Annotated in this window: 16 protein-coding genes; 10 read left to right on the top strand and 6 right to left on the bottom strand. The window is 41.2% G+C overall.

From position 1 onward, the window contains the following. Nucleotide 1: 1 nt before the first annotated feature. The 3 genes from WMO13_RS02515 (at nucleotide 2) to WMO13_RS02505 (ending at nucleotide 3,110) form a co-directional block, all read left to right on the top strand. The gene (locus WMO13_RS02515; protein WP_034855426.1) at nucleotides 2-1,249 is read left to right on the top strand and encodes a c-type cytochrome; all 1,248 of its coding nucleotides are present in this window, start codon (nucleotides 2-4) and stop codon (nucleotides 1,247-1,249) included. A gap of 209 nt (nucleotides 1,250-1,458) precedes the next feature. After that, the gene (locus WMO13_RS02510; RefSeq protein ID WP_051396145.1) at nucleotides 1,459-2,064 is read left to right on the top strand and encodes a nucleotidyltransferase family protein; all 606 of its coding nucleotides are present in this window, start codon (nucleotides 1,459-1,461) and stop codon (nucleotides 2,062-2,064) included. Nucleotides 2,065-2,135: 71 nt separating this feature from the next. Beyond that, complete coding sequence (locus tag WMO13_RS02505; protein ID WP_026878594.1) at nucleotides 2,136-3,110, top strand: XdhC family protein; 975 nt, start codon at nucleotides 2,136-2,138, stop codon at nucleotides 3,108-3,110. A 332-nt stretch (nucleotides 3,111-3,442) separates the two neighbouring features. On the opposite strand, the gene WMO13_RS02500 is transcribed toward WMO13_RS02505, so the two are convergent. Continuing rightward, the gene (locus tag WMO13_RS02500) at nucleotides 3,443-4,345 is read right to left on the bottom strand and encodes a transglycosylase SLT domain-containing protein (protein WP_051396146.1); all 903 of its coding nucleotides are present in this window, start codon (nucleotides 4,343-4,345) and stop codon (nucleotides 3,443-3,445) included. 211 nt (nucleotides 4,346-4,556) lie between these two features. On the opposite strand from WMO13_RS02500, the gene aroQ reads away from it, so the two are divergent. The 3 genes from aroQ (at nucleotide 4,557) to accC (ending at nucleotide 6,918) form a co-directional block, all read left to right on the top strand. Next, complete coding sequence (aroQ, locus tag WMO13_RS02495; RefSeq protein ID WP_034855461.1) at nucleotides 4,557-5,015, top strand: type II 3-dehydroquinate dehydratase; 459 nt, start codon at nucleotides 4,557-4,559, stop codon at nucleotides 5,013-5,015. A 63-nt stretch (nucleotides 5,016-5,078) separates the two neighbouring features. Beyond that, nucleotides 5,079-5,549: an acetyl-CoA carboxylase biotin carboxyl carrier protein gene (accB, locus tag WMO13_RS02490; protein WP_026878596.1), complete on the top strand. Its 471-nt coding sequence runs from the start codon at nucleotides 5,079-5,081 to the stop codon at nucleotides 5,547-5,549. Nucleotides 5,550-5,562: 13 nt separating this feature from the next. Beyond that, entirely contained in the window at nucleotides 5,563-6,918 is a 1,356-nt protein-coding gene (gene accC, locus WMO13_RS02485; RefSeq protein WP_026878597.1) for an acetyl-CoA carboxylase biotin carboxylase subunit, read from the top strand. 179 nt (nucleotides 6,919-7,097) lie between these two features. On the opposite strand, the gene WMO13_RS02480 is transcribed toward accC, so the two are convergent. Both WMO13_RS02480 and WMO13_RS02475 read right to left on the bottom strand, forming a co-directional pair. Beyond that, nucleotides 7,098-8,279, bottom strand: a complete 1,182-nt coding sequence (locus WMO13_RS02480; protein ID WP_026878598.1) for a MalY/PatB family protein — start codon at nucleotides 8,277-8,279, stop codon at nucleotides 7,098-7,100. A gap of 367 nt (nucleotides 8,280-8,646) precedes the next feature. Further along, nucleotides 8,647-10,086 carry an aminoacyl-histidine dipeptidase gene (locus tag WMO13_RS02475; RefSeq protein WP_026878599.1) on the bottom strand — a complete coding sequence of 480 codons (1,440 nt, stop codon included), beginning with the start codon at nucleotides 10,084-10,086 and terminating at the stop codon, nucleotides 8,647-8,649. Nucleotides 10,087-10,509: 423 nt separating this feature from the next. Here WMO13_RS02475 and modA point away from each other — a divergent pair, with 423 nt between their 5' ends. The 4 genes from modA (at nucleotide 10,510) to WMO13_RS02455 (ending at nucleotide 13,757) form a co-directional block, all read left to right on the top strand. Further along, nucleotides 10,510-11,283, top strand: a complete 774-nt coding sequence (gene modA / locus WMO13_RS02470) for a molybdate ABC transporter substrate-binding protein (protein WP_026878600.1) — start codon at nucleotides 10,510-10,512, stop codon at nucleotides 11,281-11,283. Between the two features lie 431 nt (nucleotides 11,284-11,714). Next, nucleotides 11,715-12,410: a molybdate ABC transporter permease subunit gene (gene modB / locus WMO13_RS02465; RefSeq protein ID WP_156923253.1), complete on the top strand. Its 696-nt coding sequence runs from the start codon at nucleotides 11,715-11,717 to the stop codon at nucleotides 12,408-12,410. 83 nt (nucleotides 12,411-12,493) lie between these two features. Then, complete coding sequence (locus WMO13_RS02460) at nucleotides 12,494-13,168, top strand: molybdenum ABC transporter ATP-binding protein (RefSeq protein WP_026878602.1); 675 nt, start codon at nucleotides 12,494-12,496, stop codon at nucleotides 13,166-13,168. A gap of 112 nt (nucleotides 13,169-13,280) precedes the next feature. Next, entirely contained in the window at nucleotides 13,281-13,757 is a 477-nt protein-coding gene (locus WMO13_RS02455; protein ID WP_026878603.1) for a hypothetical protein, read from the top strand. A gap of 384 nt (nucleotides 13,758-14,141) precedes the next feature. Here WMO13_RS02455 and WMO13_RS02450 read toward each other — a convergent pair whose 3' ends face one another. The 3 genes from WMO13_RS02450 to recD all read right to left on the bottom strand — a co-directional run bounded on the left by WMO13_RS02450 (nucleotide 14,142) and on the right by recD (nucleotide 19,176). Further along, nucleotides 14,142-14,663: a hypothetical protein gene (locus WMO13_RS02450; RefSeq protein WP_026878604.1), complete on the bottom strand. Its 522-nt coding sequence runs from the start codon at nucleotides 14,661-14,663 to the stop codon at nucleotides 14,142-14,144. A gap of 368 nt (nucleotides 14,664-15,031) precedes the next feature. Beyond that, nucleotides 15,032-16,450, bottom strand: a complete 1,419-nt coding sequence (locus WMO13_RS02445) for an MATE family efflux transporter (RefSeq protein ID WP_026878605.1) — start codon at nucleotides 16,448-16,450, stop codon at nucleotides 15,032-15,034. Nucleotides 16,451-16,980: 530 nt separating this feature from the next. Further along, nucleotides 16,981-19,176, bottom strand: coding sequence for an exodeoxyribonuclease V subunit alpha (gene recD / locus WMO13_RS02440; protein ID WP_026878606.1), 2,196 nt, complete (start codon nucleotides 19,174-19,176; stop codon nucleotides 16,981-16,983). Between the last annotated feature and the right edge of the window lie 72 nt (nucleotides 19,177-19,248).

The following is a 19,248-nucleotide window of genomic DNA, read 5'->3' as shown; positions in this document are numbered from 1 at the left end:
TATGAAAATAAAATTTCGTTACATTATCTATGTGGTCATTATCATTATGGTGGCCGTTATTGCCTTTTTCTCCTGGGAAGAGCGCAGAACACCCGATACACCGCTTCAAACAAACCAAGCCTCTAAAGAGCAGATCCAACGTGGTGAGTATTTAGCAAAACTGGGGGATTGTGCTTCTTGTCATACTGCTGAAAATGGCGCTATGCTTGCCGGCGGTTATGCGATGGATACCCCTTTTGGTCTATTATATAGTAGCAACTTAACCCCCTCTGCTGATTATGGTATTGGTCGTTGGACAAGTGATGATTTCTACCGGGCAATGACCGATGGAGTTGCACCGCCCAATCGTAATCTCTATCCGGCGATGCCCTATACTTATTTTACTAATATCACTAGAGAAGATTCTGATGCACTCTACGCTTATCTCATGTCGATTCCGGCGATTGATGTTGCGATTCCTGAGAATGAACTCGGATTTCCCTTTAATCAGCGCATGATGCTAATGGGTTGGAATCTACTATTCCTCGATAAAACCCCTTTACCAGCGATCTCTGAAGGGGATTCAGAGGCATGGAAGCGAGGTAAATATATTGTAGATACCTTAGGGCACTGCGCTATGTGTCATTCTCCAATGGGAGAGTTAGGGGAATTAGAGCGCGATAAACTACTCCAAGGCGGTATTCTTGGCAGTTTCCAAGCGCCTAATATTACCCCTAAAGGTCTTGCTGAACGGGGTTGGACCAAAGCGGATCTAAAAACCTATTTCAAAGAAGGTATTGCGCCACAAGGCTCTGCTTTTAGTGATATGTATTTAGTCATTAAAAATAGCACGCAATATCTCTCTGAAAGTGATATCGATGCTATTGCCACCTATCTTATGGGCGACAAACCGCTTGCGCCTAGAGAGATCGCTACCAAAGAGGTCGCAGCAGGAGCACCCGGTCGAGATCTCTATCTCAACATGTGTGCCGGTTGCCATAATGATGATGGCTTAGGAAAACCTAATGTCGCAGTTTCAATGATCGGCAACAGCACGATCAACAATCCTGATAGTCATAATCTGATTACCGCTATTTTAGAAGGACTTCCTTGGCAAACATTTCCGAACTATGAGCGTTTCCAATCTATGCCCGCTTTTAAAAATGAGCTAACAGACGAAGAGATTGCCACATTAGTCAATTATCTACGAACCACTTATGCGGATCTTCCCGGCGATGTCACAAGTCATGAGGTGAAAGCGTTACGTTAATTCACCTGAAAAGCGCTCTCTTTCTCTTTGCTCTCTTTATCTTTCATATCAAGAGCAGAAGAGCAAGAAGATAAGGATGGTAAGGAAGATTTAATACACAAGGAAAGAATCCAAATTGAAATGATAGATTATTCGATCATTGATTGATCCTTAATCGTCCATAAATGAAGATTCTTTCCTTTTTGCTTATCAAAAAGATGGAGATATTCATGATAGCCTTACTACTAATGGCCGCCGGTTCCAGTGAGCGCTTCAAAGCAAGCAGTCCTCATCCCCCAAGACATAAATTAACAATGACTTACCGTAATTCTCGAACGCTATTAGAAGAGAGCTATCAACATGCGCATCAAGTCATCGCTTCTGAAAATATCTTGATTGTTACCAATCAACTTGAACCCAATATTGCCGAAATTGCCCATACTCTGCCAAGTCCACATATCAGCATTCAAAGTAAGGGGTTAGGAGAAAGTATTGCAAAAGGTTTAGCCTTTGCCTTAAAACATAATCCACACTATGAAGCAGTACTCATTCTACCAGCAGATCTTCCCTTTATTCAGGCAAATAGCTTTAAACAAGTGATCGCCGCGTTAACACAATATCCTAAGCACAATATTCGCCCCTATTACCAAGATATTGCCGGTCATCCTGTTGCCTTTCAGCGATGTTATTTTTCTGAATTACTGCAATTAAGTGGAGATCAAGGAGCGCAGAAAATTGTTCAAAAACAGCCCCTCAAAAAGATATATCTAGAAGATCCTGGAATTATCCAAGATATTGATACCTACGAAGATTTTTGTCAGTATCACCCGATTTAAAATTGTTATAGCTTGCCCCAACTATCATTAGCCAAAATCTTTGAGATTTTACGAATATTAGGAGATGCTTTATGAAAATGCTCGATCTACAAGTTCTAGAAACCGCTCTGCAATGGTTACAACAAGATCGCCCAATTTGGTTAGCGACCGTCCTGCATACTTATGGTTCTGCACCCCGTTCACCCGGCGCGCTATTTGTAGCTGATGCTAATGGACAATATTATGGCTCACTCTCTGGCGGTTGTATTGAAGAAGATTTCCTAGAAAAAATTCAGACCGGATTTTTCACTGAAAAGAGTGAAGAGGTGGTGTATGGCGAACAGAGTGAGCAATTTAAGCCCACTACAACCCTTCCTTGTGGCGGCACTATTGATCTCTTGGTGGAATATATTGTGCCCTCCGATGAGAGAATGATCTATTTAAAAACAATGATTTCGGCACTCAAAGACCATGATATTTTGAAAAAGAGTGTTACATTAGGAGAATACCCTACGCTAGCAACAGCAGTAGAAGCGAATAATCTCCCCTTTATTCAGCATCATGGGACGCATATGGAATTAACTATTCGTAGCTACACAACGCTCTTTATCGCCGGGATCTCGGCAGTAGGTCTCTATTGCATGGAATTTGCCGATCAATTAGGATTTGCCGTCATTGTTGCCGATGATCGAGAAGAGGAGATCCGGCAACTCAAAAGTTTACCAATCTATGAGAGAATTACCTTCTTAAAGACATTCCCGGCACAATATATAGAAAATAATAGTATCTCTGCACAAACTGCGATTATTTCATTAACGCATGACCCTAGAATTGATGATTTAACGATGTTAGCAGCCTTAGAAACGCCAGCTTTCTATATCGGCGCAATGGGCTCTAAACGCAATAGCGCTAACCGTCTTGAGCGATTAAAAGCGTGTAGTAATTTCACCGATCAGGAACTCTCACGCATCCATGCACCCATTGGGCTCTCCATTGGTAGTAAAACGCCGGCAGAGATTGCACTTGCAATTATGGCGGATATTGTGAAAGCGAAGAATGGTAAGTAGCAAAATAACACTTTTCTAATCGCAATAAAAAACGCTAGTCAATTACCAAATCGACTAGCGTTTTACATTATTAATACTTCCAATGCCAGATTATATACTCATAAGCACTGAAGTTATATATTGATGTAGTAATATCGGTTCAAAAGAAGCTTATTCAAATGCCGGCGCATCAGCTGATCGAGGAAAGGAAGCTCTTCTATCCGGCATCTTGCAAGTGTTGTTTAGTACGGTTTTATCTTCTTTTAAAACCCCATAATAGCTACTTAAAAGCCATTTTTCTTAAACCAAATTTACTATAAAAATATGCATGCAATGATCCGTTTTCGATCATATTACAGTGCATAAGAGGATAATCCATCTAAATCTAAGAGCTCTTTCATCAAAATCACAATAGATGAGCCATCTTTAGCATAGACATCTGATGGATTAAAATATTTAATCGTTTGATCATCAATACCATGTTTTTTGACGGTATTGAGTAATTTAGCTTTATTTTGAGCTTTTACTTCCACTAATTGCGGAATTTTAGCCATCAAAATATCAAAGCGTTCTTCTTTCAAAGATAATGATGACAATGCCAATACTTTAGGAATATATGCTTTAGTAATCGCAGGAAGATCTAAGTGCCAATAATCGGTGGGTTTCCCCGCAGCACGATTCTTCTTCATACTGCGAAGTACGCGCCCTTCTCCAGCATTATAAGCGGCAATCGTCAAAAGCCAATCACCATCAAAACGACGGTTGAGATACTCAAGATAATCCAAAGCACCATTAGTCGCTTTAATCAAATTCAAACGACCATCTGATTTAGGTGAAACATGAATACCAAACGTTTTAGCGGCAACAGGACTTAATTGCCAAAGACCAATATGCTGACCATTACGAGCACTAGGCCTATAACCACTCTCTACTAAAGGAATAAAAGCAATCTCAAGCGGCATTCCTCGGCGTTCAACTTCTTGTACCACAAAGTTAAATACTACTAAGCCCTCCCCATCTAAATGGGTAAATACGCTTTGACTATGGGATTCAAACTCTTTAATCATCGATTTAACTCGAGTATGGTTTTTATCCTTAATCTGCATTCCTTGTGCTAGTTTTGTAGTTAGAAGCTCACTACCTGCCCCCCTAGCTTCCACCTCTTTTGCACTGCCAAATGAGATAAACGAAGAGAGAAAAAGACAAAGGGTAAGTCCGAGTTTGGTTTTAAAACTTTGCGTCTGTTGTATAATCATCCTGTTATTTCAATATTATTAAACACGCAAAAAGTATAACCAATAAAGATTAAAAATACTGCTTTATTTTTTAAATGAACAACATCGATCAATATTTCCTGATCGTAAAATGCAAAAAATAATAAGAGAAAAGATACAAATTTACCGGTCTAAATGGTATAAGTGAAATTCTAGGCACTATTGTCTGTTATACGGTAAAATAATCAGCATGATGAATCGAAATAGAGATAAAAACATACTTTTAATCAATGGAGCGAATCTAAACCTCCTAGGAATGCGTGAACCTGAAATTTATGGTTCTACGACCTTAGCGATGCTAGAAGAGATGATGATTAATAAAGCGCATCAACTTAAAGCGACGCTTAAAACGATGCAGAGTAATCGAGAGTATGAGATTATCGAAGCGATTCATGCCGCAAAAACAACAGATATTGACGGTATCATTATTAATCCCGGTGCATTTACCCATACAAGTGTTGCTATTCGGGATGCTTTTTTGGGTGTCGATATCCCTTTTGTAGAGATTCATATCTCAAATGTTTACCAACGAGAGACCTTCCGACATCACTCCTATCTCTCAGATATTGCGAGTGGCGTTGTAGTCGGTTGTGGGCTTTATGGTTATGAGCTTGCACTACTACAGATATTGAATATAATCTCTCATAAATAGATCAAATAAGGAGATCCTCTTTCGCAGGGTCTCCTTATCATTTTTACATAGGAGTTAACCTTAATGGATATTAAAGAAATAGAAAAATTAGTCGAACTCATTGATAAATCATCTATCGATGAAATCGAAATTACCGATGGTGAAGAATCGCTTCGCATTAGCCGTTTCCCTAAAGAAGCGCCCGGCATGCAGATGATGCAACCGATGATGCAGCCTATGCAAATGCCACAAGTTCAGATGCAAGCGCAAAGCCCTGCTGTTGCAACAACTGCAGCTGAAGCACCTAAAGCTGAACTTTCAGGTAAAGTGATTCGCTCTCCGATGGTAGGAACTTTCTATCGCGCAGCTTCCCCTACATCTGACCCATTCACAGAAGTCGATGCACAGGTTAATGTCGGGGACGTTGTATGCATTATCGAAGCAATGAAAATGTTCAATCAGATTGAGTCTGAAGAATCAGGTAAAGTTGTAAAATTCCTTGTTGAAAATGGTGAACCTGTCGAGTTTGATCAGCCTCTGATGATCCTTGCATAAGGAGCAATTTGAGATGTTAAAAAAAGTATTAATTGCCAATCGTGGAGAGATCGCACTTCGAATTTTAAGAGCTTGTAAAGAACTTGGAATTCAAACTGTCGCCGTTCACTCCACTGCAGATAAAGACTTAAAGCATGTTCGTCTTGCAGATGAGTCTGTCTGTATCGGACCGGCAGCTCCCGGCGCTAGCTACCTGAATGTACCCAGTATTATTGCAGCGGCCGAGCTTACCAATGCTGATGCAATCCATCCTGGTTATGGCTTCCTCGCTGAGAATGCGGATTTTGCAGAGCAAGTAGAGAGCTCAGGCTTTATCTTCATTGGCCCTAAAGCTGATACTATTCGGATTATGGGCGATAAAGTCTCTGCAAAAAAAGCGATGATCGAAGCGGGTGTTCCTTGTGTACCGGGTTCAGGTGATGCACTCTCTGATGATAAAGAAGAGAATCTTCGCCTTGCTCGTGAAGTCGGTTATCCTATTATCGTCAAAGCTTCCGGCGGTGGCGGTGGTCGCGGTATGCGCGTTGTGGAATCTGAAAAAGATCTCCTTCGCTCAATCGAGCTTACTAAATCAGAAGCGCTCGCGGCCTTTGGTAACCCTGAAGTCTATATGGAACGTTATCTTGAAAAACCACGCCATATCGAGATTCAAGTATTAGCTGATGGTCAAGGTCATGCCATTCACTTAGGTGAACGCGATTGTTCATTACAACGTCGCCATCAAAAAGTGGTTGAAGAAGCCCCTGCGCCTGGCATTACTGCCGAAGAGCGTGCGCAAATCGGTGAAGCGTGTGTTGCTGCGTGTAAGCGTATTAATTATCGTGGTGCCGGTACATTTGAGTTTCTTTATGAAAATGGTGAATTCTTCTTTATCGAGATGAATACCCGTATTCAGGTTGAACATCCTGTGACAGAACTTATTACAGGTGTTGATCTTGTGAGAGAACAGCTCAAAATTGCAAGTGGCGAGCCATTAAGTTTAACGCAAGATGATATCCAAATCGAAGGACATGCTATTGAATGCCGGATTAATGCCGAGCATCCTGAAACATTTGTGCCGTCACCAGGTACGATCACGACTTATCACCCACCAGGTGGTCCTGGAATTCGAATCGATACCCATATCTACACCGGCTATCGTGTCCCGCCATACTATGACTCAATGATTGCGAAAATTATTGCTTATGGACCGACTCGTGAAATGGCTATTGCACGCCTTAAAAATGCACTGCAAGAGCTTGTGATTGAGGGGATCAATACCAATGCGGAATTACACCTACGGATTTTAAATGATCCAGGATTCCTCAAAGGTGGCATGGATATTCACTATCTTGAGAAAATGCTGAAAGAAGCGAAAATTGGGGCTTAAATGCTACCAATGATCTGATGAGATTTCATCTCAATTATCGTAAAATCAGTCACAACAAAAGCGCACTAACTGTATAGTTAATGCGCTTTTCATTTTTGATAACGACTTTAAATATTCATCATAAGACTTTATATTTTTAGATCAATATTTCATAATCCAACTAAATGGAATTAGATACTTTATGAAGTAGCTTTTCCTAAAGTCCCTCGTATAATCTCTACCGCCTTCTCAATATTGCAGCGAGATGTGCCAAAATTGATGCGGGCATAGTTGTCATCTGCACCAAAAGTATTGCCATCATTTAAGGCTAAGCCATGATCTAATAGAGATTGATAAGCATTACCGGCAATTGAAGTATCAGAGAAATCGAGCCACATTAAAAAGGTTGCTTCTGGTACGGTAAATTTAAGGCCTTCAATCTTCGAAAGCTCAGCCACTAAATAATCACGATTAGCGATCAGATAGGTTTTAAGCTGCGAAAGCCACTCATCACCATAATCAAAAGCCAGCTCTGTACCTTTCATGGCAAATACATTCATACGAGGGATAAAGCCCATCATTGCTTTCTCATATGCTTCCCGAAGTTCAGGATTCTCAATAATCGCAAAGCCGCCACTTAACCCTGGTAAGTTAAAAGTCTTACTTGCAGAAATAAGCGTAATCGTCTGTGCTTTTGCCCGCTCATTCAATGTTGCGTAAGGAATATGTTCCCCTTCCCATAAAAGCTCCGCATGAATCTCATCCGAAAGCACGATTAAATCATGCTTCTCAGCAAAAGCTTCTAAAGCTAATAGCTCCTCTTTTGTGAAGACACGACCCGATGGGTTTTGTGGGTTACAGAGCATAAAAATCTTAGTATTGTCCGTAACAGTGGCTTCCATTTTGTCAAAGTCGATCTCATAACGCAGTGTGTTGCCCTCGACTTTCTCGATGAGCGGCACCGCAATCCCTTTGCTCCCCACATTTTTCTCAATGGCAAAAAAGGGCGGATAAGCCGGCGTGTGAAAGAGATATTCTGCATTAGGATTCTCCCGCAGTGCCAAATTAGCGGCGATATTAAAACCACTCACAAGGCTTGGCAACATAACAATGCTCTCTTTCGCAATTGTCCAATTATATAGGCGCTGTAGGCGATAGACGATTGCTTCTAATAGGCGATCAGGACGCGCTTTCCCGTAACCATATACGCCGGTTTGTGCCATCGCTGTCAAACCATCTACAATCTCATCGGCCGCTTTAAAATCCATATCCGCAATCCACATAGGAAGCACTTCTTTTGAATAAGCACACCATTTATCTGAGTTATTATTACGGCGATTGATAATCTCATCAAAATCATAAATTTTGGTTGAAGTTGTCATACTATCCTCTTCTCTTTTGTTAATGATTCTTTGCAATAGAACTCTTTGTAAGACCATCAAAGCTTAGAAATCACACGACTTAGAACATTCTTTTCAGAAGATCTTCTCACATCATTCCTTTCAATCGATCACCTTATATGATCATTTTCGATCTATTGATTCAATGAATCCTTTCATCATTAGCCCATTTATTAAGCAACTATTGATTAAACAAGTATTGAACGAATATTGCGATAATAATTCCGACAATAGTTACGACAGCAATCTCTGCACTGACCATCTCAATAAATAGGCTTTACCTCTCTTACAATAGCATATTCTCCTCATGAGAGGGTATGTTCATCATAGAGTTAAGCCGATCTTCTTCCTACTTCAAATTTTTCAACAGTAACTTTAAAAGATGATAGAAACGATCAACACTTGGAATATTCACTCGCTCATCCGGTGAATGAGCCCCTTTAATCGTAGGCCCAAAGCTTACCATCTCTAAATGAGGATATTTCTGACCTAAAAGCCCTGTTTCAAGTCCGGCGTGCAATACAGAAATTTTCATCTCTTCCCCTGTTTCTGCACGATAGACCTCTAATAAGCGCTGTAATGGCACTGAGTCAAGATTAGGCTGCCACGCAGGATAATCATTGCTCTCTTCAGAGAATGCACCACTTAGCAGTGCTGCAGCCTTAATACGTGTCCGCACCACATCTAAGCCTCGATCTGTGATTGATCTTGCTAAAAGATCGATCTGCAATTGATGTTCAGGATCAATGCGGACAACGCCAACATTACAGCTTGTTTCAACAACAGGGATTTCCACCGATTTACGAATCACCCCACAAGGCAATAACAGCAACAAGTTGAGCACTTTTGCACTCTCTTCAGCGTCAATCGTCGGTTGCGGTTCAGAAGCGACAAATCGAATATTCACACCCTCATCCGCCCCTTTTAAACGCGCTTTAAAGGATTGATTCATCTCTTCAAGATAGGCTTCAAAATCTGCTTTATGCGCTTCGTGTACAGAAACAACCGCCACCGCTGAACGCGGAATCGCATTGCGTAATGTCCCGCCGGTAAAAGAAGCTAAACGTAACGCCGAGCGATGCGCAAATCCGGCCAGTAGTTCCGCTAAAAGCATATTGGCATTCCCAAGCTCTTTATGCACATCAATCCCGGAATGTCCGCCCCGTAACCCTTCAACAGTGACACGATAGAAAACACCTCGTGCTTCTTGATCGAAATTCAGTGATTTCGTCACCGCAAAATCAGAGCCACCGGCACAACCGACCGTACATTCTCCCTCTTCTTCACTATCGAGATTGAGAAGATATTGCCCCTCTAACCAATTCTCCCGAATATTCTGCACGCCGCCCATACCTTGCTCTTCATCCACAGTTAAGAGCACTTCTAATGGACCGTGTTCTGCTGTCTCATCTTCTAAGATCGCAACCGCTGCGGCAACACCAATCCCATTATCCGCCCCTAAAGTCGTATCGGTTGCATAGAGCCAATCCTCTTTGATCTGTAGCGCAATCGGGTCATTATCAAAATCGTGATCACTCTCATCCCGCTTTTGACAAACCATATCGATATGACCTTGTAAAATCACCTTCGGGGCATTTTCATAACCCGGTGTTGCCGGCTTTTTAATCACGATATTACCGATCTCATCTTCATCAAAAGCGAAGCCTTTCTCTGCCGCATACGCTTTATAGAATGCGCGGACTCTCTCCTCTTTTTTAGAGGGGCGAGGAATAGCGCTTAATTGTGCAAAATGTTGCCATAAAAGTTGGGGGGATTTTTGTTCAATCATTGTTTCTCTCTTTTTATAAGTCGATCTATCTTCTCAAGCTTCTAAAGGGTTCAGATTTTCAGATAAAAACCGCACTCATCCAAACCTCACTCACCCATTTCTTCAGTCGATAGATTGTTTATTATTCATAACGAATCACATTATACGCCTCTTTTACAAGTTCTACTTGAAAAGCCTGATCCGCCTCCTCTTAATCTTATAGCGTACCCGACAAGATTTCTAAAGCTTTTTCCCTGCATTCTTCCCCCATATTGTAACAACAAACGCTCTCCATCCTGACTCATCTAGTTATATTGGGTAGTTACATATTAGCGATAAATGACTTATGTTAAATACGTTTATGGGATTTTTAAGGGAATGTACTCCCTCTATTTTTGAATCTTCACCCACACTGTTCACAGTTACAATATTGAGGAATAAAATATGAAACTCTTTAAAAGAAGTGCGCTTGCGCTCCTTATTCTCCCTGCAAGTTTAATGGCTCAAGCAGAAAACATCACTGTTTTCGCAGCAGCATCACTCCAAAATGCAGTGGATGAGATCACTGAAGCATACGGTAAAATCGACAGTCAAGATCATATCGAATCGCTCTATGACTCTTCATCAAATCTTGCACGCCAAATCGAACAAGGCGCACCGGCAGATATCTTTATCTCAGCAAACCAAAGCTGGATGAACTATCTTGAAGAGAAAAATCTCATCGATAATCCAACGCGCACTAATATCGTTAAAAATGAGTTAGCGCTTATCACTTACAAAGAGAATCCTACAAAATATAAAGTCGAATTTGCCTCTAATGAATTTTGGAAAGATGCGCTAGCGAAAACACATATTGCCTTAGGTGATCCTGATCACGTTCCGGCAGGTCTCTATGCCAAAGAATCTTTTGAAAAATTAGGCGTTTGGAAGACTGTTGAACCTCGCGTTGCCGCAGCACAAAACGTGCGCGCAGCCCTTCTCTTAGTAGAAGTGAAAGAAGCAGATTTAGGGGTTGTTTACTCCTCTGATGCAAGTGTCAGTGAGAAAGTGAAAACGGTGACCACATTCCCTGCGGATCTTCACGAGCCGATTGAGTACCCTATTGCTATTATGAAAGATCGCGCTTCAGAACCTGTTGAGGGATTCTACAAATATCTTTTAAGTGATGATGCGGCGGCTATTTTTAAAAAATATGGCTTTGCAGCACCGACTAAATAGATTGACTCGAAAACCTTGTCATCAACACAATTAAGATATTCATCTAGTAGTATTCATCTATTAGCGGCTGAATATTTTAAGATTGTTTCAAGGTCATTTTCGGATCATTTTCGAAGAGTTTTCGAATAGTTTTAAGATAGATATTCATATCTAATGGCTCGACATCTTCATTTGCCATTGATATGAATATTCTTTTTTAGAGGGATCATCGAATCACAAACGCCCTAATAAGCTATAATCATCTCTCTTTTCACGATATCTAACAGTACTATAGTAAATTTGGTTTAAGAAAACTGATTTTAAACAACACTTGCAATATGCCGGATAGAATGGCTTCCTTACTTATTACAGCCGATTCGCCGGCATTTAAATAAGCTTATTTTGAACCGACATTACTATATTTAACATCAGAAACAAGGACGCGATACCTAATGATTCTCACTGAATATGAATGGTCAATCATTGTTTTAAGCTTAAAGATCGGCGCAGTTGCCATTATCTTTAGCCTCCCTTTCGGTATTCTATGCGCTTGGGTTCTTGCTCGGAAAAACTTCCGAGGTAAAACAATCCTCGATAGCATCATTAATCTTCCCCTTGTTTTACCGCCGGTTGTCATTGGTTATCTACTATTGATTACAATGGGGCGAAATGGCTATCTTGGAAAATGGATTGATCAGATCTTCGGCATCTCTTTTAGCTTTAATTGGAAAGGAGCGGCCCTTGCATCTGCCGTTGTCTCGTTCCCACTCTTAGTGCGCGCTATCCGCATTAGTTTTGAATCCATTGATCAAAATCTCGAATTTGCCGCCCGTAGCTTAGGCGCTTCTCGGCTCAAGATGTTCTTTACCGTGACACTACCCTTAGCAATGCCCGGTATCATTGCCGGCGTAGTGCTAGCCTTTGCGCGCTCACTGGGGGAATTTGGCGCCACAATTACCTTCGTATCGAATATCCCCGGTGAAACCCGAACCTTGCCATTAGCAATGTATACCCTTATTCAAATTCCCAATCAAGAATCCGCGACAATGCGTCTCTGTATTATTGCTATTGCCATCTCTTTTATTGCACTTTTCCTCTCCGAAGTGTTACAGAGAGCTCATAAAAAACGGTTGGGTTTGCAATCTTAGTCGATTTTTATCGAGAAATACCCGGCAGAATCAATCTGATAATTCACTATTTGACCCATTCTATTAAGCGACAAGTCCCTATTATGATTACGATCGACATTACCCATCCTTTTCAAGATTTCACCTTTGAGGCACACCTTGAGCTTCCTGCAACCGGTATTATCTCTATCTTTGGACCATCAGGTTCCGGTAAAACGACGTTACTCAATTTCATCTCCGGCAAAATGACACCGCAAAAAGGCTATATTGCCATTAATGGAACGGTCATTCTCGATACGGATCAACATATTTCGCTGCCCATTCATAAACGGGGGATTGGCTATGTCTTTCAAGATCCGACCCTTTTCCCTCACTATTCTGTTGAGAAAAATCTCCGCTACGGGGAAAAAGAGAAAAACCCTGAATTATTCGCCAAAATTGTGGCACTCCTTGGCATCGAACCGCTCCTCAAAAAACGCATCGCTTATCTTTCCGGCGGGGAAAAACAACGGATTGCCATCGGTCGTGCGCTCTTAAGCTCTCCACAAATCCTCTTAATGGATGAACCGCTCTCGGCATTAGATCAGGCGCGCAAAGAAGAGATCTTAAAATATCTCATTGAAATCCCCGATCAATTCCAAATCCCGATTCTCTATGTAACCCATAATGTCAAAGAGGCGGAACAATTGTCGCAACAATTTATCGCTGTCAATAAAGGCCATATCTCATTAGAACCGATTAGCGCCATCGAATCCTTTTATGAAGCAGAAAAATCATAGTACTCAAAATTATTGTCAGAAATAACTCGATGATCCTTTGCACCTTTTATCAGAATCTTCTACACTAAGTGGCATCCATCATAACAAGAGCAACTATCAGATAGGGGATTTTATGGCATTACATCTGCTCTCTCGCGTTACAATAACAACATTGATTGCCGGCACAGGTCTATTGAATCTAGCACTTGCCGATAGTGCGCAAGCAAAGCGTATTGCTAAAGCGAATTACCAGTATTGTATTCAAGAATCATTGGCAAACCCTTACTACTGCGATTGTATCTCTAAAGTCTATGAAGAGAATCTTGGGGATGCTAATCTCTCAAAGACTGAAGAGAACTTTATGATTAAAGTACTCAGCGGCAAGCTTGCACTAGATTCTTTAGGACCTAAAGAGTTAGCCTTATCAGAGCTTGTCACACAAAAAATTGATGCTTCTAAATTTGAAAATAGCTTTACCCAATGCTTTGGCTATTTAGAAGAGAGCTTTAAGCCAGCAACAACGCAACCTGATACCATTTCACAAGATCAGCAAAAAGCCATTGAAGAAGCCGATGCGATCGAAGAGATTGAGGGCGAAGAGGGAATTTAATAGCCCGCTCCCAATTGCGCAAATGTTCAAAAATAGAGAGATCTATTTCGACAATATTCTATTCAGACAATATAGTAAATTTGGTTTAAGAAAAATGGTTTTTAAACCGCTACTGCGGGATTTTAAAAGAACCTAAAACCTGATTCACCAACACTTGCAAGATGCCGGATAGAACAGCTTCCTTGTTTTTCACAGTCGATGCGCCGGCATTTGAATCAATTTATTTTGAACCGATAGTACTATAAAACAACATTCTCTTCAGACAATACAACAAAGGTAACGAGTCAGAATCGTTACCTTTATGCTATAAGGTGAAATAGGTTCAAAATCAGTGTATTACAAGACCGGTACATCGGTTGTTTGTGACTGACTATCTGTTATTGACTATCGGCTATCAATCTCACGTTTGGTTGATTGATCGTTTTTTGATTGATCGGCTTTTAATTGTCCCTGCTTTACTTGACTCTGCATTGATTGACTCCGCTTTGAATCTGCCTCTGTACCCTGCCACGCATCCCAATCATCCCAGGATTTCCATTGATCATCTTGTTCATTATTCTGATCATCCTCCGGAAATAGTGGCGAATCATCAAAATCTTTACTTGAGGGCAGCACAGGCGGATGCTCTGCTTCATATTTCCGTAGGCGGCGCATATCTAAATAAGGCATCACAAAGAGCCAGAAGACTGCAAAAGCAAGCCCTAAGCCCCAATGAATCCAGAAACAGATAAGAAGAATCACTAAATTTCCAAGTCCACTCATCACCATCCGAGAGTAGTTCATTTTCCGTACATCGCGTAAACCGCTGGCAATCTTCTCTTGCCGATCTTGCCCTTTTTCTGTGGTTGACTTTGGATTTGACGTTGAAGTTGAGGTAGATGTTTGACGGTTATTCTGCTCAGCCATTATGATCTCCTTTAACGATGAGATATGATTCCTTTCATCTTACTATATTTCCAAAAAAAATAGCTGATCTCTCGCGGATAATGAGGAGTGATCATAGAGAGGAGATCCTGTTATAGTAAATTTGGTTTAAGAAAAAGGGTTTTAAACACCATTTGCAAGATGCCGGATAGAACGGCTTCCTTGCCTCGATCAGCCGATGCCCGGCATTTAAACAAGCTTATTTAAATAATGCTTATTTTGAACCGATATTACTATATTCACCATACCGCCTCTTCTAGTTACATAAAAAAAGCGACCATCAGATCGCTTTCTGTACATCTACCGATGAGATACCGATAAGATACCTCACAAGATAGATGCGTTAATGATTAAGCTTCTTTTTGTGTTTTCGCCATTAACTCTGCCTCATGCGCTAAACGCAATTTCTTAAATTCCCGCAACTGTAACCAGAGGAAAAGCGCCGCTGTAAAGGCGGAAATAAAGTCAGCCGTTGGAATCGAGAACCAAACGCCGAAAATGGGTTTATAACCCCACTCTGTAAAGAGTCTTGGCAAAATAAAGAGCGCCGGGATTAAGAAGATAATTTGTCGGCTGAGGCTTAAGAAGATCGAATGCCCTACTTTACCAATGCTTTGGAAGAAAATAGTGACGACCATCTGAAAGCCCACTAAGGGAAATAACATCGTTACAATACGAATAGCACCCATCGTTTCAACCGCCAATGTTTCAGAGGGGTTAAAAGGACGCACTAAGATCGCCGGGAAGAAGATACCGATAGAAGAAGCAATAATCCCAATCATTACCCCTACTTTAATGGTATAGAGTAAGGCTTCCCGTAACCGATGATAAGCACCGGCACCGTAACTATAACCCACGATCGGTTGCATTCCTTGTGTAAGACCTAAGAGCACCAATACAACTAACATCAAGGTCACATTCGCGATAGTATAAGCTGCAACGCCGATCGAGCCCCCGAAAATTTTCACCTGATGAATGATAATAAAGATAATGACTGCTGACACAATATTCATCAAAAATGGGGACATTCCGATACTTAAAACGGCTTTAGTAATCTGCCAATTCAAGCGAATTTTAGAGAGTCTAAACCGCAATAGCGTATTCTTGCCAACAAAATGCCCCATTACAAAGATCGTCCCGATCACCATCGAAGAGACAATCGAAATTGCCGCTCCTTGAATACCCCACTTCAAGAAATTAATAAAAAAGGGCGCTAGGATCGTATTCACCACGAGCGTTAATAGCATCGTATACATCGCTTTACGAGGATAGCCCGAGGCGCGCATCATATTATTAAAACTAAAGCAGAGATTTGAGAAGATTGCCCCCGGCAAGAAGATCCGTAAGAAATCATAAGTATATTGATAAGTCTCTTCATCTGCCCCGAGTTTATAGACAAGCGGCTCTAAAAAGAGAAATAACCCATAAGAGACGGTGAGCGTAATAATCAGCGTCAAAAGTAGCGATGTCCCGACAACACTTTCAGCTTTATCGTAATCTTGATTGCCTAGAAAAATAGAAATCCGACTCCCCGCGCCGGCCCCTACTAACATCCCAAATGCCGCAATTAATGTCATTACCGGCAATGCAATGCCCATCGCACTTAATGCGTGATCATCTAAGTAACTCGCATTCCCGACGAAGTAACGGGTAATAATATTATAAAGTGCCGCAACAGAGCTCCCGATAATCGCCGGCAAAGAGTATTTCCATAAAAGTTTCTTAATCGGCGCTTCTTTGAGCTCCTGCAATTGATCTACTTTTGCCATAGATATCCTTTCTATTGATCTATTTGTTATTAAATTGTTGAATGTTCCCGCTATTGTCTTTCTATATTACTTTGCTTACCTTTTGATAGCCTTTTGATAGCCTTTTAATAGCCTTTCACAGCCCCTATTATCCGTACCCTGTACGCGTTACCATCATCTCTATAATCATTTCTATCATCATCACACTATTATTTATTATTCATTTTAATAAATAGTGTTTATAGAGTTATTCATAACTAATATCTTAAAATGATATCTTAAAGCCTATTTTCAGGATCGGATTTTCAGACCTGCAGACAAGTATCTAGATAGCTTACTTTATAGAGCCTATTTTTCAGACGCTATTACAATCAACAATAGCATTGACCTACTTTGAAAGAGAATGTGTGACCACATTTCCAAAGTAGGTGAAATGAGAATTTATGTCATTTGAATGATTGTTAATTATCACCCCTAAAAGTGAAATTCACAAGCCATAAACCACAATTTTTTCACTTTTTTCATCGCTTTTTCAAGTTCCAAATCCTTGTTTATTGCATTGCTTTCAAGCGTTGATGAATAAAGCTAAAGCGATCAACGCGCCCCGAAAGCGCCGAGAGAATCGCCGGCGTTCCGGCAAAGAGATCCACCGCTTCTTTCGCGCGCGTAATGCCCGTATAGAAGAGCTCTTTGGTCAAAAATGGCGAACCTTCCGCCCCTAAAAAGAGCAAGACTTTGGTAAACTCACTGCCTTGTGATTTATGAATCGTCATCGCAAAGGCGGGTTCAAATTTCGGCAAGGCGTGAATCGAAAAAGCACGCGCTTCTCCCACGCCTTCAAAATAGGCTCGAAGCTCTCCTTTCTCATCTCTTAAAATAAGCCCCACATCGCCATTGAAGAGCTGATTTTCTGCACTATTTTGTGTCACCATAATGGGTAATCCGTGAAAGAAATTATAGTGCGCTAATTGTGGAAAGAGAATCTCCCGAATCTGCTGATTAAGCCGAACAGCCCCATATTCCCCCGTTCGTCTTGCCGAAAGTACACCAATTTGCGTAAAGACTTTAAATGTTTCGCTCGCAAAACTCGCACCTTTCCCGGTTTGAAGCTGTGCGAGATAGGGTGCGAAAGCCTCTTGAATTTTCGATTCAAAGAGGCGATTCTCCATCGGCAAATCGGTTAGGGTTAATAGCGCCTTGCCCCCATTCAATGCCGATTTTTCTGCCTTTTTAAGTAATCCCTGAATCGTATGCCATTGCCAATCTCGATCGGTATTTGCCTGATTATTAATAATCTTCGCTAATTGCCCAAGGGCTGAATTTGCATCAAAACGGTAACTCTGCTTTAAGAAGCTCAGATAATTAAAGCTCGGCATTCTTGCATTCACAAGCGTCTCTTTAGGCAGTCGCTCACTCATTAAGGTTGAGAGTGCATTAAAGTGGGATTCAGAATAATTTTCAGAGACACATAACTCGTGCATAATCGCTCCGGCTTCCACTGAAGCAAGCTGATCTTTATCGCCTAAAAAGATAATCTGACCATTCTCCGGCAATGCACGGATGAGTTGTACTAACATCTTCTGATCAATCATCGAGGCTTCATCGACAATCAAGAGATCAAAATTGAGCGGATTATTTTGATGAAATTGCGCTTGCTGAGTAAAAGGATGAATCATTAAAAGACGATGAAGTGTCTGCCCTTTGGTGGGAATGAGCGCTAATTGCCGTTCAAAAGCGATGCGTTGATCGCCCTCACTCTCGGCATAGCGCTCTTGAAGTTTCCGCATCTGTCCTAAGATCGATTCAGATAGACGCGCCGCCGCCTTACCGGTAGGGGCTGCTAATAAAATAGAGAAAGGCGTGTCCGCTTCTGACTGCCAATAATGTTGATCAATTAAGGTTTGTAAGATTTTAAAGACGGTGGTTGTTTTTCCAGTTCCAGGTCCGCCTGAGATCACCGAGACACGATTAAGAAGCGCATTCGCCGCCGCTACTTTTTGCCAATTAACTTCATCACTGATGCCAAAATATTGATCTAATCGAGCGCGTAAGAAAGCCTCTTGCTCATTACTCAACTGAACTGCGTGCGGGCTTCCAAAAAATTCAACAATTTCACTCTCTTGGGCATAATTGCGATCAAGATAGAGTCCATTGTGAGTAACAATAATCGGCGCTTGGATGACTGCGAAAATCGGTTGCCAACAATCCTTTAATGAAGAGTGGATCTTTATTGATTCATTATCCGAATCTCGATGATCTTGATCATCTCGATCGAGGTCATCTTGCAGTGACACCTGAAACAAGAACTGCAAGAAATCTTCAATCACAGAGATTCGATCAAGATCATCATTTTCATTAAACCATTTATGTGGCTGATAGAGATAGTGAAAAGGCAACGCCGTATGCCCATAGCCATAAGCACGGCTTAATAACAGAAGCAGAAAGCGATATTGTAACCGTTCAATCAACGGTAAATCTTGCTTTTGTGAGATGAAATCAGAGAAGTAGAGATCGATATGAGAAAAGTAACGGCGCTCCGTCAATAGTTGCAGATAGGCATTAAAATGTTGCTCAATTGTCCGCTCTTTTTGTGACTTCTCTTTTTGTGACTTCTCTTTTTGTGACTTCCCTTTTTGCAACTTCTCCGCTGCTGTTTCCGCCATCTCACGCCGATAGGATTGCAATGCCGCCCCTAAAGCGGATCTTGCACTCTCTAGCGCCAACGCTATTCCACTCATATCCCCCATTTTACTTCCCTCTCTTCAATTCTGATTTTAAGATCTTCTCAACATTTGATCCGATCTTTAATTCAATAACCG

Source organism: Ignatzschineria larvae DSM 13226, assembly GCF_038500265.1.
Taxonomy (GTDB): Bacteria; Pseudomonadota; Gammaproteobacteria; order Cardiobacteriales; family Wohlfahrtiimonadaceae; genus Ignatzschineria; species Ignatzschineria larvae.
The sequence above is the reverse complement of the archived record's forward strand: the minus strand, read 5'-3'. Positions and strand labels throughout refer to the sequence as shown.